Annotated in this window: 21 protein-coding genes, 1 rRNA gene and 1 pseudogene; 15 read left to right on the forward strand and 8 right to left on the reverse strand. The window is 55.7% G+C overall.

Annotation, left to right across the window (positions count from 1 at the left end; genetic code table 11):
• The 3 genes from OK438_08285 to OK438_08295 all read left to right on the forward strand — a co-directional run.
• Positions 1–447: ribosomal RNA gene (locus OK438_08285) — 23S ribosomal RNA — on the forward strand; the annotation flags it as partial.
• Positions 448–3,253: 2,806 nt separating this feature from the next.
• A complete protein-coding gene (locus tag OK438_08290) occupies positions 3,254–4,462 on the forward strand; it encodes an acetate kinase (GenBank protein MDA4125424.1) in 1,209 nt (402 codons plus the stop codon).
• 67 nt (positions 4,463–4,529) lie between these two features.
• Entirely contained in the window at positions 4,530–5,576 is a 1,047-nt protein-coding gene (locus OK438_08295) for a BMP family ABC transporter substrate-binding protein (GenBank protein ID MDA4125425.1), read from the forward strand.
• 6 nt (positions 5,577–5,582) lie between these two features.
• Here OK438_08295 and OK438_08300 read toward each other — a convergent pair whose 3' ends face one another.
• Positions 5,583–6,938, reverse strand: coding sequence for an amidohydrolase (locus tag OK438_08300; GenBank protein ID MDA4125426.1), 1,356 nt, complete (start codon positions 6,936–6,938; stop codon positions 5,583–5,585).
• 97 nt (positions 6,939–7,035) lie between these two features.
• On the opposite strand from OK438_08300, the gene OK438_08305 reads away from it, so the two are divergent.
• Positions 7,036–8,178 (forward strand): Xaa-Pro peptidase family protein, encoded by a 1,143-nt coding sequence (locus OK438_08305; protein MDA4125427.1) that lies wholly within the window; start codon positions 7,036–7,038, stop codon positions 8,176–8,178.
• 2 nt (positions 8,179–8,180) lie between these two features.
• Here OK438_08305 and OK438_08310 read toward each other — a convergent pair whose 3' ends face one another.
• The gene (locus OK438_08310) at positions 8,181–8,621 is read right to left on the reverse strand and encodes a RidA family protein (GenBank protein ID MDA4125428.1); all 441 of its coding nucleotides are present in this window, start codon (positions 8,619–8,621) and stop codon (positions 8,181–8,183) included.
• A 58-nt stretch (positions 8,622–8,679) separates the two neighbouring features.
• On the opposite strand from OK438_08310, the gene OK438_08315 reads away from it, so the two are divergent.
• The 5 genes from OK438_08315 (at position 8,680) to OK438_08335 (ending at position 14,408) form a co-directional block, all read left to right on the forward strand.
• Positions 8,680–9,945, forward strand: coding sequence for a DUF1116 domain-containing protein (locus OK438_08315; GenBank protein ID MDA4125429.1), 1,266 nt, complete (start codon positions 8,680–8,682; stop codon positions 9,943–9,945).
• 105 nt (positions 9,946–10,050) lie between these two features.
• Complete coding sequence (locus OK438_08320) at positions 10,051–11,568, forward strand: ABC transporter ATP-binding protein (GenBank protein MDA4125430.1); 1,518 nt, start codon at positions 10,051–10,053, stop codon at positions 11,566–11,568.
• 74 nt (positions 11,569–11,642) lie between these two features.
• Complete coding sequence (locus tag OK438_08325; protein MDA4125431.1) at positions 11,643–12,605, forward strand: ABC transporter permease; 963 nt, start codon at positions 11,643–11,645, stop codon at positions 12,603–12,605.
• The gene (locus OK438_08330) at positions 12,602–13,531 is read left to right on the forward strand and encodes an ABC transporter permease (GenBank protein MDA4125432.1); all 930 of its coding nucleotides are present in this window, start codon (positions 12,602–12,604) and stop codon (positions 13,529–13,531) included. The genes OK438_08325 and OK438_08330 overlap by 4 nt, the downstream gene beginning before the upstream one ends.
• Before the next feature lie 76 nt (positions 13,532–13,607).
• Positions 13,608–14,408, forward strand: a complete 801-nt coding sequence (locus OK438_08335) for a PD-(D/E)XK nuclease family protein (GenBank protein MDA4125433.1) — start codon at positions 13,608–13,610, stop codon at positions 14,406–14,408.
• Positions 14,409–14,426: 18 nt separating this feature from the next.
• Here the strand turns inward: OK438_08335 and OK438_08340 are convergent, their stop codons facing one another.
• Together OK438_08340 and OK438_08345 are read right to left on the reverse strand one after the other, a co-directional pair.
• Complete coding sequence (locus OK438_08340) at positions 14,427–15,248, reverse strand: hypothetical protein (GenBank protein ID MDA4125434.1); 822 nt, start codon at positions 15,246–15,248, stop codon at positions 14,427–14,429.
• Between the two features lie 116 nt (positions 15,249–15,364).
• Positions 15,365–15,574 carry a hypothetical protein gene (locus OK438_08345; GenBank protein ID MDA4125435.1) on the reverse strand — a complete coding sequence of 70 codons (210 nt, stop codon included), beginning with the start codon at positions 15,572–15,574 and terminating at the stop codon, positions 15,365–15,367.
• 21 nt (positions 15,575–15,595) lie between these two features.
• Here OK438_08345 and OK438_08350 point away from each other — a divergent pair, with 21 nt between their 5' ends.
• A complete protein-coding gene (locus OK438_08350) occupies positions 15,596–16,189 on the forward strand; it encodes a DUF72 domain-containing protein (protein ID MDA4125436.1) in 594 nt (197 codons plus the stop codon).
• A 4-nt stretch (positions 16,190–16,193) separates the two neighbouring features.
• On the opposite strand, the gene OK438_08355 is transcribed toward OK438_08350, so the two are convergent.
• From OK438_08355 to OK438_08365, 3 genes are read right to left on the reverse strand one after another with little or no spacing between them, the layout of a single operon-like run.
• Positions 16,194–16,733 (reverse strand): hypothetical protein, encoded by a 540-nt coding sequence (locus OK438_08355; protein ID MDA4125437.1) that lies wholly within the window; start codon positions 16,731–16,733, stop codon positions 16,194–16,196.
• Positions 16,734–16,744: 11 nt separating this feature from the next.
• Positions 16,745–17,578 (reverse strand): hypothetical protein, encoded by an 834-nt coding sequence (locus OK438_08360; GenBank protein ID MDA4125438.1) that lies wholly within the window; start codon positions 17,576–17,578, stop codon positions 16,745–16,747.
• Between the two features lie 2 nt (positions 17,579–17,580).
• On the reverse strand, positions 17,581–18,426 hold the full coding sequence (locus OK438_08365; protein MDA4125439.1) for a hypothetical protein: 846 nt from the start codon (positions 18,424–18,426) through the stop codon (positions 17,581–17,583).
• A gap of 59 nt (positions 18,427–18,485) precedes the next feature.
• Between OK438_08365 and OK438_08370 the strand changes: the two are divergent.
• From OK438_08370 to OK438_08385, 4 genes and pseudogenes are all read left to right on the forward strand, one after another.
• Positions 18,486–18,907 (forward strand): annotated as a pseudogene (locus OK438_08370) (nitroreductase family deazaflavin-dependent oxidoreductase).
• Between the two features lie 131 nt (positions 18,908–19,038).
• A complete protein-coding gene (locus tag OK438_08375; protein ID MDA4125440.1) occupies positions 19,039–19,464 on the forward strand; it encodes a DUF6114 domain-containing protein in 426 nt (141 codons plus the stop codon).
• 84 nt (positions 19,465–19,548) lie between these two features.
• Positions 19,549–20,064, forward strand: coding sequence for a hypothetical protein (locus OK438_08380; GenBank protein MDA4125441.1), 516 nt, complete (start codon positions 19,549–19,551; stop codon positions 20,062–20,064).
• 624 nt (positions 20,065–20,688) lie between these two features.
• A complete protein-coding gene (locus tag OK438_08385; protein ID MDA4125442.1) occupies positions 20,689–20,916 on the forward strand; it encodes a hypothetical protein in 228 nt (75 codons plus the stop codon).
• A gap of 38 nt (positions 20,917–20,954) precedes the next feature.
• On the opposite strand, the gene OK438_08390 is transcribed toward OK438_08385, so the two are convergent.
• Complete coding sequence (locus OK438_08390; protein MDA4125443.1) at positions 20,955–21,935, reverse strand: hypothetical protein; 981 nt, start codon at positions 21,933–21,935, stop codon at positions 20,955–20,957.
• 357 nt (positions 21,936–22,292) lie between these two features.
• Here OK438_08390 and OK438_08395 point away from each other — a divergent pair, with 357 nt between their 5' ends.
• Positions 22,293–22,694: a hypothetical protein gene (locus OK438_08395; protein MDA4125444.1), complete on the forward strand. Its 402-nt coding sequence runs from the start codon at positions 22,293–22,295 to the stop codon at positions 22,692–22,694.
• The last annotated feature ends 77 nt before the right edge of the window (positions 22,695–22,771 follow it).

Below are 22,771 nucleotides of genomic sequence, written 5' to 3' on the forward strand. Positions count from 1 at the left end.
GGGTAAAGTTGCGATGTCGGCTCTTCCCATCCTGGTCCTGCAGCAGGGGCCAAGGGTGGGGCTGCTCGCCCATCAAAGGGGAACGTGAGCTGGGTTTAGACCGTCGTGAGACAGGTCGGCCTCTACCTGATGGAAGCGGTGGTTCACTGAGGGGAAGCCCTGCCCAGTACGAGAGGAACAGCGGGGCGTTGCCTCTGGCGTACCGGTCGTCCGAGAGGGCGTCGCCGGGCAGCTAAGCAATCGTGGATAACCGCTGAAAGCATCTAAGCGGGAAGCCACTCCCGAGAAGAGTGAGCCGTCCGTCCTAACCTCCCCCTCAAAAGGGAGGAGCGGATGGAGGAGAGATCCCATAGAAGATGGGTTTGAAGTAGTCCCAGTGTACGCAAGAAGCCCGCAAGGGCGACTTGTTCAGCTGGCGGACTAACTACCTCTCAACGCAGGATGAGTTTTGTCCCGGCGGAGGCGCAATGAACCCTAGGCACGGCAAAATTGACCCAACCCTCTTGTAACCCGGGTTCAAATCCCGGCGACGACAGAACTGATCGCGGAGTACCTCTCAACGCATAACGGCGTGGTATGCCGGAGTTGCTTCACTAACATCGACCTCACCAAAATGGCAGAGACAGGGGGAACTAGACCCATTTCGTTGTGGGACGGGCTTCTTGGCCTCGAACGAGCCAACAAAGCATTCCGAGCAACTTGTCCAGAATGCAAGGAGGAATTGACCTACCCGATGTCGGATGTCAGACCCATTCGCCGTGACTCAGCTAGTTCAAAATAATAGAACATATGACTTAAGTGAAAGCCAAGAAATTCCATTTTCCCTCGTTGACCACGGTAAACCAGAAAGTCCTGGCCGCGTTCCTTACTCGCAACGAAGTACTCGCCCTGGTCCCCATGCTGAACACGATTAGTGACCATGCTGTCAAAATAAAATTTTGGGCGGACTACGCGACAGCGCGTACCAGATTCGGCACATTGCAGGCACTGCCCGCTGCACCCCCACATCTTCTGCCGATTCCTCAAGAGGCTAATGACCACGTTCACCAAGTAGAAGCAACTGACTCCTTTCAGGAGAATTTCGGTGGGTTGGCATACAAGTTCCACGTGGTCCCCATAGACAGACTTGTGCCAGTTCAGATATTCTGCAACTTGGAGCCCGAGACTCTGCCACCGGACTCGAGCGACCAGGCAGGTCTCCTCAACTACGCCTTACCTCCTAACCCCTTGATTCCATCCGAGGCGATCATCACTCCGAATGGATTCCGTTTCACTTCATCACGTTATGGAATGGGACCTCAGAACGTCCGACGACGAATCCACGCGGGAAAGGTCATCGTGAGTTTCGAACACCTCAACCTGGTCCAAGTCCGAAAGTTCGGAGATATTCTTGTGCTGGCAAATGGCATTCATCGAGCCTTCGAAATGGCGCGTGCCGGACGAACCCATATACCTGCGATAGTCATCGAACACAAGGACCTGAATGAATACCAATGGCCGACAGGCCCAGGATTCTGGAACGCTCAATTTCTAACTGCGACCCAACGTCAACCCGCGCTAGGCGCACGGCCGCCGCTGATAACCGACTTTCTCACCGATCTTGCCGTAGAATGTACAATTAGTGTGGTGCCTAGCCTTGTCGACATGAACATCGCTGCCCCTACTAATCCGCCCGCAGGACCTCCGCAACCCATTGCTCTGCAAATCGGAGGACTGGTCCCCCAGCCTCAACAATGATGCTTACCAAATACTGCTTCTGCTTCTTTAGACACCCGATGGCCAACGCTATAACAAGTATCAAACTCCAGTGATGGGGATAACCTCTGCGACAGTTTCTCTTCAATCCATCAGTTCGGGAGGAGGCAGGCGGCTGAACCCTAGTCGAAGACTTCCTGTTGATGCCTGAAACGCCCCGGTTGTCCTGATGGATGGGACCGAATTCCAATGTCGGCAGGCCAACCAAGCCTGCGGGAATGCCTGTCTGACTGCCTGATGAACTGCGGGTAGGCCTGCCGGGTAGGCCTGCAAGTGGACTACTAGGACAATTCGGGGAACTACGGGGGAGGCGCATCCGGGCAACATCAATTTTCACTTATTAGCGAAGGATGCAGTCCCCGGAGACTGCCTTATGGAATGTCGCAGGCAGATTCACTAATAAGTGAAGACCGATTCTGAATGCCAGGAGGGGTGGGGCTCGGCAGTCTCGCCAGGGGGGTCCCTTGACAGAGCCATGAGAGGGGGTCTCAATGGGAGGGGTCTCCGGGAGGAGTCCCACGGAGTAGCCCTGGGACAGCGGTGCAATCTGGCTCACCCTACCTGCAGCCTGTCGGGATTACAATGTCTACTCGATACCGACCGCCTAACCCGCCAAGCCGAATGGTTCGATTAGGTGCCCTGCCAGTGTCACGGGACGAAGGAGGGGATAACCTCCTAACAGAGAGCGATATCCTTTCTGACTACCTAGGTCCCTAAAACTCCCCTCGTGGCGACAAGGAGAGCAGAAGAGACGAGCTCACAATCATTTAGCGTCCTTTCTGGACCTCCTCCCTGACAGGCCGGCGCCGGATACCTCCTTGTACAGGCCCGGCCTGACCCGCTGATCCAGCAATTCCTGCAAGCTCTCCACAGTCACCCCCAAGGAGGGGATAATCCAAAGGTGCCACGCGGATTGCTAGAGATCGCCTAGGCGACATCCGCCTCGCCAACGCATATATGCCCGTTTGCACCTCTACACCCATGAAAGGTCGAAGGTCAAAACCCCGAACCCGAAGTCGAACCCGAGGTCGTTCGAAAACGCAGACGGACCAAATCCTCAGGGCCCTCGTGAAACTCGCGAGGGCAACGAACTCGCGCAGCGACGAGGCCAGGACAAACTATGTCGTCGACGCTGCTCACGAGTTAAGAATAATCGATAACAAGACCGACAGGCTCGCCCATTTCATGAACGAAATGCAACACGGGAAGGGCTCGGCGTCGCAGAGACTTGTTAGGTGGGCGAAGAAGTCCCGTCGGTACAAGCGTTAGGAACCTAGGGCCTTTGACATGTGCCGCGGGCCGGTATTAGGGGCTAGGGCCGTGGTTCCTGTCACTCAGAAAGGTTCAATGTCGGATTTGGGCTCTAGTCTTCTGGTAAATCCCGAACGGCCTCCCTTCCGCGGAAGAGGGTAAGCCTCAAACCATTTTCGCTTCTGGATTTGTCACCGCGCATTAAATAACGCAAGCTATCATCACTCCTGAACGGAGAGAGTAGTGAATGAAAATATTCGTTCTTAACTGTGGAAGCTCTTCGATAAAATCCCAGCTACTCGACTTGCAGAGTGGAGAAGTGATGGCAAAGGGGATGGTGACCAGGATAGGCGAGTCGAAGTCGCATATGGAATACGAGACGCGGGGAATGAAGGTCGTGAAGGAGTTCACGATTCCCTCCCACAAGGAGGGTCTTGACATCCTGATAGGGTACCTGACACATCACGAATTCGGCGTAATCCAAGATGTGTCCGAGATTTCAGCCGTTGGGCACAGGGTCGTGCATGGAGGAGATGAGTTCACGAAGTCGACTCTGATTACGCCGAACGTAATCAAGAAGATAGAGGAGTGCATCCCTCTAGCGCCGCTCCACAATCCTCAGAACCTGGCAGGGATTGAAGCTGCGAGACAACTCTTCCCTGGAATCCCCCAAGTGGCAGTCTTTGACACCTCTTTCCACCAAACGCTCCCGGAGAAAGCGTATCTCTATCCTATCCCGTATGAACTCTACGAGAAGTACAGAATCAGAAAATACGGATTCCACGGGACTTCCTGCAAGTACGTCTCACAACGAACGGCAGAAATCCTCGGAAGGCCATTGAGCGACCTGAAGATTGTTGTCTGCCATCTTGGAAACGGAGTAACGGTCGACGCAATCGACCGGGGCGCATCAGTCGACACCAGTATGGGCCTAACACCCGTCGAGGGTTTGATGATGGGAACAAGGAGCGGTGACTTCGACCCGGGCGCAATCTACTACCTCTCGAAGGTCGCAAACCTCACTCTCGACGAGATTTACGACATGCTGAACACGAAAAGCGGACTCTTGGGAATCTCGGGTGTGAGCAACGACATGAAGGAGATAATCGAGCAAGCTGAGAAGGGGAACAGGAGATGTCAACTGGCGATGGAGATGTTCGCCTACAGAGTGAGGAAGTACGTTGGGGCCTGTACCGCTGTGCTCGACGGATTGGACGTAATCGTGTTCACCGCTGGGATAGGAAACAATTCCCCAATAATCAGGTCAATGATATGCGAAGGCCTGGAGTACCTTGGGGTCCAAATCGACAAGGCGAAAAATCGATCAGCTGTTGGCTTGGAGTCTGATTTGAGCCCCTCCGGTTCTAAGGTGAAAGTTCTGACAATTCCCACCGACGAAGAGAAGTTGATAGCACTTGAGACACAGGAGACAGTCATGGCGGCGAATGGACAATGAGTCTTCTTGTGCCACCTAATCTTTAGGGTCTAAGCCTAAATAACACATTCATCGTCAAGTGTCGCACATGCGAAAACGCGCGATAAGTAACAAGACTACAATAACCGTCATCGCAGTTATCATCATAATCGCCCTTGCGGGCATCGTCTATTACTACTACTACAGTGGGGTGGGACCCGCGGCCACAAAGAACAAGATGGCAATGATTATCTCCGGACCAGTCAACGACAACGACTACGAGGCTCTTGGTCTACAGGCCCTTCAGGCAGTGGGTAAGTCTACAGGTATAACGACTGCCTACTCAGAGAACGTCAACCCGGCAGACTTGGACACCGCAGTATCTCAATACGTGTCCCAGGGATTCAACATCATCTGGGTTCACGGTGCTGAATTCGCTTCAGCCGTTGGGCCCGGTGTGTCCGACAACGGAACCGCATCCAAGAATCCAAACATCAGGTTCATCCTAGAAACAGACGTTCCCCCTGCACAGATTCGCTCAAACGTCTGGGTAATCGACAGGAACTACATTCCAGGAATGTACGCAGTCGGTGCCGCAGCAGCACTCGCAACCCACACTGGCACAATCGCTTACGTGGGAGCCTTGAAGCTACCCTTCTCACTGGCAGAGGCGAATGCAATCATTCTGGCAGCCCACGCGACCAACAGCAGTGTCAAAGTGCTCAGGTACTGGACAGGTGATTTCTTCGACCCTGTAAAGGCCTCCAGCGCAACCCAGGCCCTGGTTGGACAGGGCGCAGATGTGATAATCAACTCGCTCAATCTGGGATACTACGGAATCGTTCAGGTCATCAACAACACACACACTCTGGTCACTGCGAAATACACAGACAAGATCAGCTCTGCACCGCACAATCAACTGACCGCTTTCGTCTTCAATTTCACCGGTCCACTCAACTACGTCTATAGCCAGATCAACGGTGGCACATACAGCGGCACCTACAAGTTGAAATTCGGAACCGACAACTACCTCAAACTACCGCTTACGAATGCGGCGTCAAGTCTCAGTAGCAGGATCCAGACGATAGTTAGCCAGCTAGAGAGCGGAGCGACCACAGTCCCATTCAACACAACTGACCCCGGTGCGGGACCATAGGCCAGACTAGGCCAGCGGTCCCGCTCCCACTTTTTCTAGCTTCTCAGCATCTTCCTGGAGACGCCGGACTGCAGAGGCTTCATCTATCCCCTGAAGCACGCCTTCCTTCATAATCACCTTCCCGTCAACCAGCACTGTTACGACGTTATCCGGCCTCGCCGAGTAGACGAGGTTGGCCACAGGGTCGTAGACAGGGGTCGTGTGCGGCTTCCGGAAGTCCACCACTATGATGTCCGCTCGGTATCCCTCTTTCAGAGAACCTATGGTGCCCTCCATTCCAAGAGCTTTCGCGCCTCCGATCGTCGCCATCTCCAGCACTTTCCAAGCGCTCGATGCGAGTGGGTCGAGATAATGGACCTTCTGGAGAAGAGCTGCCGACTTGATGACGCCTAGCATGTCCTGATTGTTGTTGCTCGCAGCCCCGTCCGTCCCAAGAGAGCAGGTGACGCCGGCTTTCAGCATCTCTCTTATCGGCGCAACGCCATCCGCAATTATCATGTTTGCCAATGGGCAGTGAGACACGCTGACGTTGTTTCTCGCGAGTGTCTGGATGTCTTCCTCGTCAAGCCACACGCAGTGAACCGCAAGGACATCCCGTCCCAAAAGGTGTCGCTGGGCTAGAACCGTGATGTCTTTTGCACCGTATGTTTTCATACAGAAATCCACAACAGATTTGCTCTCAGAGCTATGGAAGGTAATCATCGCTCCCAGTTCGCGTGCTGCATGCATCGATTCCTCGAATGCCCGGAGTGATGTAGACCAGAAGGCCGAGGGCGCGATCCACACGCGGAGCCTGCCGTTTGGGTTATCGTACTTCTTATGCAACCTTTCGAAATCGCGTATCGCTTCGTCCAGGTTCTGCGTCATGGCGGGTGCTCTGTCTTCGACCGAGTCCATGATTCCGCGGCTAAGAATTCCGCGTATGCCTGTTTCATCGAACACTTTGATCACTCTGTCACTCATCTCGTTTTTCGAAGCCAGATACATGAAATCGTTGACTGTTGTCGTCCCGCTTCTGATGGCCTCTATACAACCCACCATGGCAGCGTCGTAGACGTCATCGAGGGTTAGGTTTGGAGCCACATTCCCTATCGCGCTCCTCCACCAACCGTCGAGATTCTGGTCCATCCCAAGTCCACGCGACAACGTCTGGAAGAGATGCGTGTGGGTATTCACTAGGCCAGGAAGAACGAATCTTCCTTTCGCATTCAATATCGTTTCTGGGGCGCCGAATCTCTTGATGAGATCTGACCGTTCGCCAACCCCAACAATCACATTATCATTCACGGCGAGGGAGGTGTGCTGCAATAATCTCCTTGTTCCGTCGAGTGGTATTACGGTACCATCCTCAATCAGAATCAATTGGAGGTGCGGGCAACGTGTTACTTATAGCGGTTCTCACCTACTCCCTAACTGGTTCGCCGAAAACTAGATATCACATCTGAATGGTCTCTGCTGTATGCCACAGATCTTCGAACAGAATTTCGGATTCGTTGACTGGGAGAGGCTGTACGAGATCAATTGGAAGAAGCTTCGGGAAGGAATGAGGGGGAGGGGAATCGACTCCCTGATTGTTGGAGACGTCGCGAATGTGAAGTACCTGACGGGTTACAGCCCGATGTATTCCTACTTCATGCTCAATACAATGGTCGCTGTGCTCCCCGCCGACGAGCCGAAGCCCGTGCTCTTTCCGATTTGGTACTACGAGGAGTTCGCCAAGGTTCGTTTCAAGTACTTGAAGGAAGTAAGGGCCATCCCAGTGGATATGAACAAATGGCCAGAAGAATTCGAGAAGCTAGGTCTTGGAAAACGGGTCGGAATAGATTCGGGCATGACCTACCAACTCGGGAGACTCCTGCACGAGAAGTTGAAGGGTGTAGAAATCGTAGTTGGAGATGATTTGCTGGCTGAAGCTAGGTCAGTGAAAAACTCGGAAGAGCTCAAAGTGATTGAACAGGCCACAGCCGTCGCCGAGGTGGGGTTCGACAAAGCGTTCGAAGCATGCATCCCGGGCGCGAAAGAATTCGACGTTGCAGCAGAAGCCGAGCATGCGATGAGACTGGCAGGAGCCGAAGCTGCCACGCACACCCTCGTAATGTCGGAAGAGAATGCTGCTTCGATGAAGGAAACATCAACGGACAGAATGATAAGGCACCAGGACACAGTAGTTTTCGACCTCGGTGCAATCTACGAAGGCTACAACTCGGAGTTCTCGAGGACCAAATTCGTGGGAGGTGCCTCGAAACACCAACTAGAAGTCTTCAAGTTAGTCTACGAGGCGGAACAGAAGGCAATCGAGAACATACGACCCGGGGCTTCATGCGCCGAGGTCGACAGTATCGCGCGGAAGGTCCTCCGCGAAGGAGGGTGGGGTCCACCTTACGAGTACAACTACAATCTCGGGCATGGCATTGGCGTAGCTTTGTGGGAATACCCGATACTTGACGAACGCAGCAAAGCCACATTCAAAGAGAACATGACCTTGGCTATCGAGCCTGCAGTCTACAAACACGGTTTCGGGGGTGTCCGGGTCGAGGACATGGTCCAGGTCACCTCAAGTGGAGCCAAGATCCTGTCTAGGACCCCGTACTATTACGCGTAGGCTTACTCGACAGCGACGGCCTCTATTTCGACGAGAAGGTCAGGATGCGCCAGGCTTTTCACTACAACTAGAGTGCTAGACGGGAGCTTGTCCGAATCGAAGTAACGCTCCCTCACTCGATGGAAGCTCGGCCTGTTTGCCAGGTCCGTCAGATAGACAGTTATCTTCACCACGTTATCGAATCCCATGCCCGCTGCCTTTAGCAGGGCTTTCATATTCTCAAACGCTTGTACCGTCTGGGCTTCAATGTCTCCTTTTCCAATGAGGGCATTCTTTTGGTCGAAGGCGACTTGGCCGGAAACATAGAGGACATTCCCCGCTTTGACTGCCTGAGAATACATGGATCCACCACTGGCAACCTCAGGACTATCAATCAAGAGCTTGTCCATATGCAGGGCGAGCGAGTCGATCGGATTTATCTCTTTGAGTCCACGTTCCTTCAACAGATACACCCAGAAAAGTAGGTATGACTTAACAGGACAACGAGCGAGCGTCTGCCGTTTGAAGAAAGAAGCAAACCTGATGTCAACCGAGAGGATCATCGAGTCCGAGCCCTGGCTCGTTGACGTTCTTCCAGCTAGCCAATGTATACCTGAAATCAAATCCGATCTCTTCCTCCATGCGGGCCCGCCAATAGGAGTGGACGAACTACCTGAACCTACTCGATATGCAATAGGGGGAGCCCAGGTCTACGAGGGGAGTGCAGACACAGTCGAGATAGGCATCGACAGGCTTAGGCGAGGCGAGGTCACGATTTCATCGGCTCATGACCATGGAGCCATAGCCCCCATGACGGGAATCGTCACCCCATCAATGCCGATGTTTGTAATAGAGAACAGGACGTTCGGTAACAAGGCCTACACCAACATCAACGAAGGGGTGGGCAAGACGAAAACTCTCCGTTTCGGTGCCTTCGACAGAGATGTCCTGGCTAGACTGAATTGGATGAGGGATGTGCTCGCTCCGTCGCTAAGGAACGCGATTCGTAGCTCCGGGGGAATCAACCTGAGGCAAATAATCGCGGAAGCGGTCCGACGCGGTGATGAGTGCCACAACAGGAACAAGTCGGCCTCACTCATCTTCTTCCAGAAGGCGGCCATTTCTCTGTCGAAAGCGGGCTACGGAGCCACGGCTCTTCACGATGTTCTCCAGTTCATCGGTGGCAACGAACATTTCTTCCTCAATCTATCGATGGCGGCAGCGAAGGCTAGCCTGGATGCGGGCCACGGCGTGAAAGGGAGCTCCATTGTCACTGCCATGTCGGCAAACGGAAAGGACTTCGCAATCAGAGTCAGCGGACTGGGAAGTGGACGCCCCCCTTACACATGGTTCCGCTCAGGGGTGCCCGCCGTACGTGGCAAGTACTTTGAACCTTACTCGGCAAAGGACGCTTGTCCCATCCTGGGCGATTCCTTTGCGGCAGAATGCACTGGTCTCGGAGCTTTCGCATTGGCTGCGGCCCCTGCAATGACTGAATTTGTAGGAGGGACCATTTCATGGGCCAATGAGATCACCAAGAGGATGTACCGGATAACGACTATGGAACACAGTTACTACAAGATTCCGTATCTGGCATATCGCGGCGTCCCCACAGGAATCAGCATTGGTAAGGTCCTCGCCCGGGGTCTGATGCCCGTGATGGACGTGGGGATTGCACACAGAAGCGCTGGCATCGGCCAGATCGGCGCTGGTCTTTTCCGTGCACCCAAGGGGTGTTTCCGTGCCGCCGGTGATGCTTTCGAATCAGCCTTTGGCAGGAGACCATGACTGACTCATGGACCAGTCTCAAGGCCTCACCAGAAATGAATATCTAGACAGACCAGCCGATACATAGTGTCCATCTCATTGTCTCAGCCCCCTCCGTTTGTTCAGATGAATGGGATCCGAAAACAGTTTGGGAATACCATCGCTCTGGCTGACGTGGACATCAAGCTGAACACAGGGGAAATCCATGCTCTCCTCGGGGAAAACGGCGCCGGCAAGTCAACTCTGATGAATGTCCTTTTTGGATTGTACAAACCTGACAAGGGGACCATCGCAATAGCTGGGCGGCCGGTGAAGATGGACGGGCCAAAGACCGCCATATCCCTGGGAGTTTTCATGGTCCATCAACACTTCAGGCTGATAGGGAATTTCACATCCCTAGAAAACATCATGGTCAATTCTTCAAGGGGGATGATGCTCAACTACAACGACGCGAGAAACCTCGCAGAGAAAGCAGCGGAAGCCTATGGACTTGGAGTGGATCTGGATACCAAGGTCAAACGGCTTCCTGTGGGTGCTCAGCAGAGAGTGGAGCTCTTGAAGGCGCTGAGCACCAAGCCCAAGTTGTTGATCTTAGATGAGCCGACAAGCAGCCTTACTCCTCAGGAAGCTGACTCTGTACTCGAATCTGTGAAGAAGTTTGCGGAGCGGGGGCTCGGAGTGGTCTTCATCACCCACAAGATCAGGGAGGTCTTTGAGGTCTCCGATAGGATCACAGTGCTGAAGCAGGGGCAAATCGTAGGGAGCTTCTCTGGCAAAGAGGTCACGGATCGGCAATTGATCGAGCTGATGATGGGAAGTCAAGAACGGTCTAATGAAATGCTCCAATTCTCGGGGCCGAGACCAGAGTCGGCGGCACGTCCGGAGAAGATTCTCGAAGTCAAAGGGATCACGGTCCTGGGGGCACAACGCGAGGTCGCCGTCCAAGACACCTCGTTCTCAATCGCAGCCGGCGAAATACTTGGGCTCGCAGGAGTGTCGGGCAATGGCCAGCGAGAAATTGCCGAAGCAATAACCGGCATAAGGAAGGTTCAACACGGTCAGATAGTCATCCAGGGTGTCGACGTGACCAGCTCATCTCCAGCCAAGATGCTTGATGCGGGGGTGACCTATATTCCAGAAGATCGGATGCAAGACGGACTCCTGCCGACAATGTCGATAGTCGAAAATCTATTCCTGGGCCATCATCGAGAACCTCCTTTTGCCAGGGGACCCTATGTGAACTACAAGGAGGCGGTTTCGGAAGCGCAACGTGCCATATCTGACTATTCAGTTAAGGCCGAGGGACCCGAAGAGACCGCTGCCAAGCTCTCAGGTGGGAACATACAGAGGCTGCTAATCGCCCGGTCATTGATTAAATCCTCAAAACTCCTAGTCGCTCACAACCCGACTAGGGGGCTCGACTTGAAATCGACAGACTTCGTGCTCAAGCGCCTGTTGACCCACATATCCACCGGTTCCTCAGTCCTTCTGATCTCCGAAGACCTCGACGAACTCATGTTAGTTAGCGACAGGATCTCCGCCATCTACAAAGGTCGAGTTTCGGAGAGCGTCACGGGGCCCAAGTTTGACAAGTATGTGATAGGCGCAATGATGGCCGGAGAGAACCCGGGTGGAGTTCGATAGTCAAACTGGCCAAGAATTCCTGGGCCGCCTACTTCGATATCCTCATCCCTTACGCGATTGCATTTGCCGCAGCCTTGCTGGTCGCGGGAATCGTCCTGACCCTGTTGGGGTTCAACGCACTCGAAGGGTACTCGACAATCTGGGTCTCATCATTTGGGAGTCTTATCGCCTTCGGCGTCTTCATCTCTAAGTTTGTTCCCCTGGTCCTACTCGCACTCGCATTCGCGCTACCCATGCAGACAAAGAAGTACAACGTGGGCAACGAAGGTCAGTTTCTGTCCGGGGCCGTGGGAGCAACAATCTTCGCCTTCAGTTTCCCCTCACTTCCACCCGTTGTCGCAATACCTCTACTCATCATTGCGGGCGCACTCTTCGGAGCCGCTTGGTCTGTGATTCCGGCCCTCCTCCTGTACAAATTCAATGTGAACGTGGTTCTTTCTACCATCGCGATGAACTTCATCGCCTACCAGATGGTACCTCTTGTAGCTCTTGGTCCTTGGCATGACACGCTTTCGGGTCAGCCTTCCACTCTTCCGATACCTGCGCCCTACCAGATTCCAGCAATAACCACGTCGGTGGGCGATAGCCTAGGGGTGGCGCTGGCACTCGTAATGCCGCTCGCAGCTTATTTTCTGGTATACAAGACGGTCAAAGGATACGAAATCAGGGCGACAGGCGACAACCCGCAAGCCGCTTTTGCCTTTGGAATATCGACCAGGTTTCTAGGTCCGCTTTCCTTGCTCGTAGCTGGCGGAATAGCTGGCTTGGCTGGGGGGATTCAGCTGGCGGGTTATCAGTTCCGGCTGATTGATGGGATGCAACTGAATTACGGCGTCCTTTCACAGATGATTGCCCTGATAGCGATGGGCAATCCCATTGGAGTGTTGTTCACGACCATCTTGATCACGATAATCGAAGTCGGGTCCAACGCCATGCAGAGAACCATGGGCGTGCCAGCACCCCTGGTGCTCGTCATCGAGGCCATGATTCTGTTATTGGTTCTCATTGCCAACGTGGTTCGAAGGAGATCGAAATGACCTCGGTCGAGTCGTTCATTTCCTACGTAATGACAGTCTCGGTGACCTACATCTTCGCGTCCCAGGGAATGACGCTCGCAGGTAATTCCGGAGTCTTTGTCATTTTCAATGAGGGTGTCATGCTGGCAGGCGCCTCTGCTACATTCCTTGTCGCTCACTTCACAGGCAGCATCGTCTATGGAGTGGTCGCGGGGGCTTCGATAGGCTTGCTCTTTGGCCTCATAATGGCTTTCTTCTCAGTCACATTACGACAGGACCAGTTCGTCATCGGTATTGGCCTCTACATCCTAGGCGCCGGCTTCGCCACGCTACTTTATGATGTGTTCATAGGAGTGTCGTTCAGTCCCCCGCAAGCTCCGACTCTCAAGCCTTTGGACATACCATACCTTTCATCTTTGCCATTCGTAGGCCAGATTCTCTTCAACCAGAACGCGTTTTTCTACTTCGCCATATTCGCGACCATTCTAATCTGGTTCTTCCTGTCCAAGACGAGATACGGGCTCATAGTTAGGTCGGTCGGGGAATCACCCCGAGTTGCAGATTCGCTTGGAATCAGCGTGGTACTGACTAGGTACGTGATGATAGCGATAGGGGGGGCGTTGATAGCGCTCGCAGGGTCTTACGTTCCGTTGGCGTTCACTGGAACATACACCACCACTCTCATAAGTGGGAGAGGGTGGATTTCGATACTCATCGCACTATTCGGAAGGTTCCGCCCTCTTTCGGTATTGTTAGGAGCATTGTTCTTTGCTGGTGTCGAAACAGGGGCACTCTATTCACAGGTCTTGGGGATCAACGCCCCAACGCAGGTCATTCTGATGATTCCCTTCATCGTCGCCCTTTTCCTCATGATTCAGGCTTATCGGACCGCCGACCTGCCAAAGGGGTTGGGGAAACCCTACGACAGAGAGTCTCTGGAAGACTAACTGTTCCTAACAAGAGCAGAACACCGGCGGTCGGATTTGAGCGTTAATCTACCGGCAAGCCGCCAGATACCTCCAAATGGATACGTCCAAGCGTCCGGCCGTGACGTTCTGGGAGGACCTCTGGAGACGCGAAGAGGAGTTCCACCTCTCGGGGAAGCCCGAGTACCGCCACGACACCGCATTCGTCGCGGTATCTGCCATCTCAGGTCAATTCTACTGCGAGTACAAGGTGGAGAACGAGTTCGCGTTCGGAGAGATTCCCACTGAGGCGAAGGACTCGGGTACGGAACTCCACGACGAACTCATCCCACAGGTGACGATCACCAAGAAGCAATTCGTAGAGCTGGTAGAGAGGAAGAAGCCGAGCTTCGCCGTCCTGGGGGTCTGGGGCACCGTCGGAGGCCTCCGGATCATCGGCATGCCCGACCACATAGTGTGGTCCGAAGGAAGGCCTCTCTGGCTCGTCGAGCTCAAGACGACCAAGGGCGACCCGAGCTCCCTATGGCAGGACCAGGAGGCCCAGATTCGAATCTACGCGCTCCTGCTGGACCTGATGGGGTTCGACTGCTCCCGCCTTGGACTAGCCCTGGTCAGACTTAGAACCGAAGGACTCTCCGAAGAGGAAAGGAGGCTCTGGGTCGAGAGGGTGTCGGATTCCCTACAGTCAGACAAGGTAGGGGAGCTTGAGACCAGATACAAGAGCACGATGAAGGTTCACGTCCTTTCGCATGACAGGCGCGCGGCAGTAGCTAGCGTGCTGGAGAAGCGGGGTTACTGGCTCGGGGAGAGGGAGCCCACATCCAGCACGAGCGTCGGCAAGTGCAGGGCCTGCGAGTACAATTCGGTCTGCCCAAAGAGCCTCTTCAAGGTCCCCTGAGCGAAGCTCGACATCACTTCACCTCTCCGCGCGCTTCAGGACGGTGAGCGCTCTCAATGTTATCATCTTGCTCGGCCTTCCGGCTTTCTCGAGAGAAAATGGAGTGAACCTCTTCGCGTACTTCGGGTCCTTGGCGTAGGGAGCGTCGGGGTGGACGACATCCAGATTCCATCTCCCGTCCTTCCCCATCTTTCCCCTGAGGTGGTCCAGCGGCTCCTTGAGCCTGGGGTCGTCCGAGTAGCCCAGTGCGGTGATCATGTCAAGCCCGACGAGAATGTCATAGTAGTAGTGGACGGGATAGTGGAACCTGTACCAGGGTTCGTACACCTTGCCCTCTCGGTGCAGATTCCTCTTCAGGTAGAACTCCGCCCCTCTCTCGACTGCCCTCTTCATCCCCCTCGTCCACTTCTGCCTCGGGTAGACCGCGAACGCGCTCATTCCTTCCCAGGCGTCTATCACACCGTTCCTTCCCCAGCAGTGCCATCCTCCGTTCTCCTTCTGGTTCTTCACCAGCCACTCGAAGGCGCTTCTGATCTTGGGGTGGTCGGCGTAGCCGAACATAACAAGCGCCCTGGCGGTGTTCCCGACCAGGCAGAGCTCGCTCTTCTTGTCATCGTCAACCCCAAACCCACCGTCGCTCTTGGCGAATCGCTCTATCCAGAGTTCGCAGGCTTTCCCAATCCTCGGGTGCTCCTTCGTCAATCCGAGGTCCGACAGAATCAGCAGCATCCAGTTCGTTGAAAGATACTTGGGCCTGTACAGGCTTTCATTCGAGACCCACCAGCCGCCCTGTTTCTGTTCCTTGAGAATGTCAGCGGCCCAGCCCCTCTTCGGGATCATGCTGCGTGCTTCTTCGACTTCGGGGTCGTCATCGCCTCGATCGAGCAGGTTTCTCAGAGCATGGTAACGCACGGCAGGCTGGTCATTTGCAAGCAACCAACCTAACGCATGGGACTTCACATATCCAAAGTCCTCCAGGTCTCTTTTAGCTCTGACTTGCGGCCGACTGCCCCCGAGGAAAGAAACCTTTTCCTTCCAGTGAAGACGGGGAACACCTGGTAAACCTGACCACCAAGGCCTACGTCGGGGTCTCCGGCTTCAGCTATCCTAGCTGGAAGGGGAGATTCTATCCCGATGACGCGAAGAGCGACGAGTTTCTGTCCCAATACTCCCGGCGTCTGGGGAGCGTGGAGATCAACAGCTCATTCTACGCCCAGCCCACCACGGCGATGCTGAAGAGTTGGTCCGAGAAGACGAATGACGGGTTCAGGTTCTCATTCAAGGCCCTCCGCATGATAACTCACATTCAGAAGCTAGGGAAGGGTTCGTCCGAGCTTGCCGTGCGGTTCTCGAAGGCCCTGGACTCCCTCGGTCCGAGGAGGGGCCCAGTCCTGTTTCAGCTGCCTCCATATTCGAAGCAGGACCTCAGTCTGCTAGGAGGGTTCCTGACAGAGACTTCGAGCATCAAGAAACGGGTGTTCGAGTTCAGGCACGAGTCGTGGCTCAAGGATGAAACGTTCGAAACGCTCGAGGAGCACGGGGCGGGATTCTGCATAGCGGAGACCGAGGACCTGGAACCAGTATTTCGAGTCACGGGAGGTTTCGCTTACTTCCGGCTGAGGAAGGATTCCTACGATGGGAGGACTATCGAAAAGTGGGCTGAGAGGATCCTCGACGCGGCCAAGGGGGCGCCTGAGGCCTACGTCTATCTGCGGCACGACGACACTGGGGAAAACGCAGTTCTGGCCGAGAGGCTAGCTGAAAAACTGAAGGCGGCCTAGGATTTCACAACGGGCTGGGGCTCCGGCTAGAGCCCTTCCCACGCGCCTCCGGGGGTTTGAACTTCCAGCCAAGGATTCTCCCAACGTCCTCCTCCGTCTTCGTCGGGATCAGCCTGGGAGGTTCGTCGCGCGTCCACAATCCTTTGGAGTTTATCACGAGCCCCCTGTCCCTGGCTTTGATCGTCATCCCGATGGTGTGACCCTTTGGGCCCGTCGCCCACATCTGGGTCACCCCCCACGCGCCCTCGTTCAGGCAGATGAACAGGTTGACCTGGGCTCCCCGGAACCTGAAGTTCGAAATCACCTCTCCGAAGGTGACCACATGCCCTCCAATCTCGAGGACTCTTTTCGTGACCCTGTCCTTCCAGATGCCGAAGTTCTTCCATCTCGGAATCACGGCGAAGTCGATGTCATGGACGATGGGTTCCCTCCTCCTTATGCTCCCGGCGAGCAGGCACTTCTTGTACAGGTCCTTGGTCTTCGCCTGGAAGTCCAGAGCTAATCTTTCCGCCTGTTCTAGCTCCAGGTCTTTCTTGAACGACAAACCTAGGCCTCCTAGGAGAGCTGAGATAGCAGGCACTCGTCCGGCGTCTTGTCGTGGCGTATCCGAAGGATGAAGGGGGCGCGCAATTTTCGGTCCCGGGTGACCTCCTGGAACCTCACCTCCACGACCGACCCGACCTTCACCTTCCGGGGGTCCACCTTCTCCACGGTCGACCCCACGTTTCCGATGTCAACCACCTGGCCTCCATCATCGTACACCCCCACCGCCCAGGACCTTGGAATGCCGGTGCTCTTCAGCTCCTGAGTAGCCTGATACCCTGTCACGAAGCAATCGACGGTGTCGAACCTCTTCAACTTGAGCCATGAGCTCCTCTGGCCGTAGCTCGACTCCGGGTTCTTCACGACAATCCCTTCTCTTCCCTGCTTGACCGTCTCGTCCCGCAGCTCCAAGATCTTCCCCGAAGTCCTAGCGACCTTGTAGGGGACCTCCAGGCCCGTCCCCTTGAGAATCTCCCTCAGCACCTTCTTCCGGTCGGTCAGGGGCTTCGGCCTCAGGTCGCGGTTGTCCACCTGCAGGACGTCGAAGAGGAAGAGGCCCTTGCTCTCCCGCGCCACGTACTCGCCGTCGAGGATCATCTTGTTGGGAGCGTGTAGGAACTCCGGGATACGTGAAAAGACCTGGGGGGTTCCCTTCGGCGTGTAGATCCCTCCGTGCTTGCTCGACAGCACAAGTTTCTCTCCGCTCTTGAAGAGGAAGACCCGGATTCCGTCAAACTTCGGTTCACAGATGGCCGGGAGAGGGTTGGTCGCGAGCCAGGCTCCGAGGTCGGTCTTCACCGCCTTGGAGTAGTTCTCCTGCACATATGTCGGGAGCTCGTCGCTCAACGCTACTTCGAGATGACGGCCTTCGGCTTCTTCCTGGCGACCGGGACCGCCGGGAGTCTGGCCGAACCCTTCTCCTCCGCCAGCGCCCAGGCGTCGTCGAGCTTCAGTATTCCTTCGCTCAGCCCCATGAGGAGCCAGAGGCGGCCGTCCTTCCTCTCATACGGATAGATGACGCTCGTGTAGAAGTTGTACCCCCTCCCCCACGAGAAGAACGCGACCAGCCCCATGGACTTCTCAGTCAAGTACCGCGCCAGCTGCGTCACCCTGGTGTTCGTCTCCCCCACCTTCTTGTCCGCGTCCGGGGCGAGCTGGTAGACTTCCTTGAACTTGTATTCGGCGACCCTTTCAAGGGGGACGAACCCGTCCTTCTCCACCTGAATCCTCGTCGTCCTGTCGAAGGGCTCGACCTCCTCGGCGTCCTGCTTGTCCATCGTCTGGCTCAGCGGGACCTCTATCCACTTGCCGGTGAACTCGAGCTCGTACTTCAGGAAGTATCTCTTCTCGGTCCTGACGGTCACGGGGAACTCACCCTTGTATTTCACGAACTTCTTCGCCTCATCCATAGAAACTTCCTGCAGGTCGAGCCTCTCTCCGCTCGGGCCTTCTTTGTAGCGGTAGATCCTTGGGACCTCGCGGGATACCACCTCCTTCCCCGTCTTCTTGTCCATTTTGATCACCTTCACCGGCTGCAGGTCTCCGTGGGCCTTCGCAGCTCTGAGGTGATACTCGACCGCGCCCAGGCCCAAGGTGGGGATGTCGAGGCTCAGTACCCCCCTCCAGGAGGCCTTCGAGACCGTTGCGCTGTCCGCCTGCTTCTCCACTTCCGAGAAGATGTCTCCCTTCGGCAATTTCCGTCTGAAACGGGTCTGTAAGTTATTTAATCTTGTTCCGCCTAGGAAACCTATTCATGAGCGGATTCGGAGACTACAACGCCAAGACTATCGAAGAATTCCGAAAGAACCACGGAAAGGTCGGCGGTTACTTTCAAGGGGCGCCGTTGCTGTTAATCCACACCTTCGGCAGGCGTACCGGCAAGCACCGCGTCAACCCGGTCATGTACCTTAGAGACGGTGAGCGTCATCTGGTCTTCGCATCAAAAGGGGACGCGGACACACACCCGGACTGGTGTTCCTCAATCTCATGGCCCAACCAGACGTCCAGATTGAGGTCGGGGACGACACCGTCGATGTCCATGCAGAGGAAGTCAAAGGCCGTGAGCGCGACACCCTCTACGGACGCCAGGCCGCCCTCTACCCGCAGTTTGCCGAATATCAGCGGGGGACCAAGAGGATTATCCCGGTAATCTCTCTGACCGGGCGGAAGAAGTAGCCATTGGACCGTCACGACGGTCCGTTCTAGGCTTCAAGGCCGCTGTATCAAGATCGTATCACCCAAGTGGGGGTCGGTATCAGGAACGTATCAGAAAACTACCATACCACCACCGGTACCATACCCTGCCCATGGAGAAAATAACGACGCAACAGACGACATCTGCCTATCCCAAGACAGGCTCGATACTCGCCCTCCTGGGCGGCATCGTGATAACGCTGAGCGGGGTGCTCCTCGTGCTCGCCTCCGCCTTCATCCTCCCGAGCATGAACTTCCCCAACCTTACCGTGCCGCCAGGCATGAATGCCTCCAGCATCCCGGCCCTAGTGTCGGGCATCGTCGGAATCATGGGGGTCTTCGGAATCATATCCGGAGCCATAGTCCTGGTCTCCGCGGTGATGCTCCTGGCCAAAGTCGGCCAACGGAGGACCTGGGGCGTGGTCATCCTCGTCTTCTCTATCCTGAGCTTCATCGGCCTCGGCGGTTTCATTGTCGGGGCGGTCCTGGGAATGGTCGGCAGCATACTGACGCTGAGATGGAAGGCGCCGGCGCAATAGTGGTCGGCCGTGGGAGAACCGCATAGCTCGGTGGGCTCGTGTACGGCAAAGGGGATAACTCAGGAGTAGGCGGGAGCAGAACAGATGGACAAGCTCAAGGTACTCCTGATCATGCTCCTGGCCGCCACCGCCGGGCTTGCGGTCTCCATCTACATCCTCGCCCTCTTTCTCTCTCCCACCCAGTCCCCGCTTGGCGTGCTCGCGCAAATCCTGCAGGGAGGCTTCTCTCCCAACCTGACAATTCTGATTCCCCTCTCATCCCTGCTCTTTCTGAGCATCGTCCTCGCCAGCATGGTGGGGGTCATCTACTTCCTCGTGGTCCCAGAGATGAAGAACTACGCGTCGGGGAACGGCAGGGAGACGATCGCTGTGGTCCTGAGGACCCTCAAGCCCGAGGAGAGGAAGGTGGTGGGAGTGCTCGACGCACACGGGGGCACTTACTTGCAGAAGTTCATCACGAAAGAAGCCGGTCTGTCAAGGCTGAAGACTCACAGGGTTGTAGCTGCTCTTTCGGAGCGGGGCATCGTCCACGTTGAAGAGCGGGGAAACACCAACGAGGTCTCGCTCGTGAAGTGGTTCCACGACGGGATGCATCAGTAGGTCAGTGGGCTCGGGCCTTTCATCCCACGGCGGAGAAGTCTATCAAAGGGAGCACGAGCGTCCAGCGCTGCCAGTCACACCCGAACCCTGTTCAACCGATGTGAACGCCTGGCGACGAGTTCACCAAAAGTGGTGTATCAAATCCCTCCCGACCATGGCATTGCCGATGATCGAAGGGATCAGGCGGATGGTCAGGAATCCCAGTGGAGGAGACCCCTGGGACGCGGACTGAGAGCTGGAGCCCGAAGTCGAGGCGGACTTCGAGTTCACCGGCGAAGATACATTCCTGGTTTCCCCGACGAGGGTCCCCAGCGGTTTCATCTCAGCTCACTCGAGCGGAATCGAATACCAGAGGAACGTGGTCCAAGCAGCCATAGAGCAGGGGGGCAAGTTCAACGGCCATCAGATTCCCCTTCCTTGGTTGAGGGCGATCCTAGCAGGCCTCGAAGGGAGACCTGTGGAACCCGATGCTGCCTCGGAGGGGTTCGAGGCGCCTGACCCTCTAGGGCCTCGCACATGGCCGGAGTCCTCATCATACTACGACATGTTTCCGGCTGAAAGGGAAGCCGCCTAGACTCAACCTTATATCACCTGAAGCCAACAAACGAACTCGATGAGGCTTTCTTGCCCGTCCTGAGCTTCGAGAAGGTCAAGGCCAGGGTGGCGGAACTCCTGAAGACCGCGGTGGATGCCGACGAGTTCGAGATCAAATCTGCCAAGCTGGAGGAGCTTCAGGGGTTCTGGAAGGTCGACGTGGAGTTCAAGAAGCCCAAGGCAACGTTCTCAGAGACCGCATTATTGATACTCGATTCGACCACTGGCGAAGTGAAAGAATTCCGAAGGGGCTACTAGGCGCGTCCTCAGCTACAAACAAGAAGAACCGCCCGGTCCTACTTAGGAAGGCTAGTCGGGCGCCTCCACCAGTGGTAGAGCACTCCAGCCACCACCGCGATCCTTCCGTAGATCGACGCGGCCATCAGGTACGAAGTCACGGGGATTATGAACAGTCCCCCCTGGAAGACGAAGAGGACTGTGCTCCCCTCGAAGCCGAGCTGCCCGCTCAGCCACGGTAATAGCTGCACATGGAACCCGAAGAACAGGTCCCCGCTGAAGTAGTACCCCAGGTCGTTCACCAGAGAGACCAGCAGCCCCAGACTGAACGCGAGCTGCCAGTTCTTGAACCCCTGGAAGACGAGGAGCACCCCGAAGGGCGCCATGTAGGTTAGAATCAGCCAGATGTGGTAGGCGGGGACCTGGTTGTAGTACAGGTCTATCCAGTTCACGTTGACGAAGCCGTAGAATAGTGCGAAGAGGACCAGCTTCACGAGAGTCAGTTGCTTCGCTGAGCTCGGGGCGATGCCGACGACGATGCTTTCGATCCCGTTGACCAGGAGGGTAAGGGTCAGAAAGGCGACCAGGGTGAACAGGGTGATGTTGGGGAACGCCGCTATTGTTCCGGCCAGCACAATCGTCACCACCCCGACTGTTAGGGCTGATACCCTCAGCCACCTGGGATGTCCCCGGTGGACCATGTGCGCGACCCTGTCCAAGCCCTGGATTGCCAGCCCCGCCGCGAGCAGGAGGGCCAGGGTCGAAAGGCCGATTCCGGGCGAGAGGATGACGAAGACCACGATCCCCGCTGTCAGGAGTCCGAGACCCAGGCTCAGACCTCTCAGCAGACGAGGAAGATGAGGCACGCCACCGGCCGACGCAATTCTTAGAGAGTTGAGAAGGACGGCAAAACCCATGAGCAATACTATTGTCCCGGCCCCGAAGTCAGGGTTCAGGACGACGACCAGAGTGAGCCCTATCGAAAGAATCCCCAGGACAATATGGACTGCCCTGACCCATGCAGGAGACTTCCTTTCCATCACAGTCGGACTTCTCGCTGGCTATTAATCAGCGTCGGCGGCGTCTTGCCGAGGGGAGCGACACAGACGGTGAGCTCGTCTACCGTGATTTCCTCGTCCTGGGTGTCCCGGCGTCCCTGCCCGCCTGGGCGATTCCGGCTGCAGCTTTGACCCTGGGGGCCTTGGCAGTTGCAAAATTCCTACTGCGAAGAAAGCGCAGCTAGACCCCGCGACACGAACCATACGAGGAAAGAATAAAGACCGAGAGGCCGAAGAAAACCTGTGAGCTTCTGCCCGAACTGCGGCAAGCAAACATCTGAAGGCGCCCAATACTGTCCTAGCTGTGGGGAGAAGCTGGAACTCACGACGAGTCAGCCGATGGGCACCTCCGAGGAGAAGGTCCTGGGGACGGTGCTTTTCGGGGGCTACTACAAGGACATCTGCTTCACGGACAAGCGGGTCATCCAGTTCGAGGTGATGAGGGACAGGTGGAAGTTCCTGCTCAATACCGTAGGGGCGCTTCGCCTGGTAGTAGAGCGAGGGGGGAAGATCGCCGACGTGCTCCCCTTCGTGAAGACCGAGTTTCCGCGGAACCAGATTTCTTCCATAGACCTGAAGGACCATGGAAGGTTCGCCAGGGGGCACATCGTCATCAAGAAGAGGTCGGGAGAGACGGTCGAGCTTGCCCGCATAGACGTGGACGTGGACAAGAAGGACTTCGCGGAGCTCTCCGACCTGGTCAAAGGGCTCTACCCAGAAATAACAACGAGCATTGGATGAGAGGACTTCGCAAGAATCCCGTCACTTACCGTCAAATTTGCAACTTAGGCTCAATTCCACCCCGACGTTCTTATAAC

This window comes from Nitrososphaerota archaeon, from assembly GCA_027887005.1.
GTDB lineage: Archaea > Thermoproteota > Nitrososphaeria > Nitrososphaerales > Gagatemarchaeaceae > UBA183.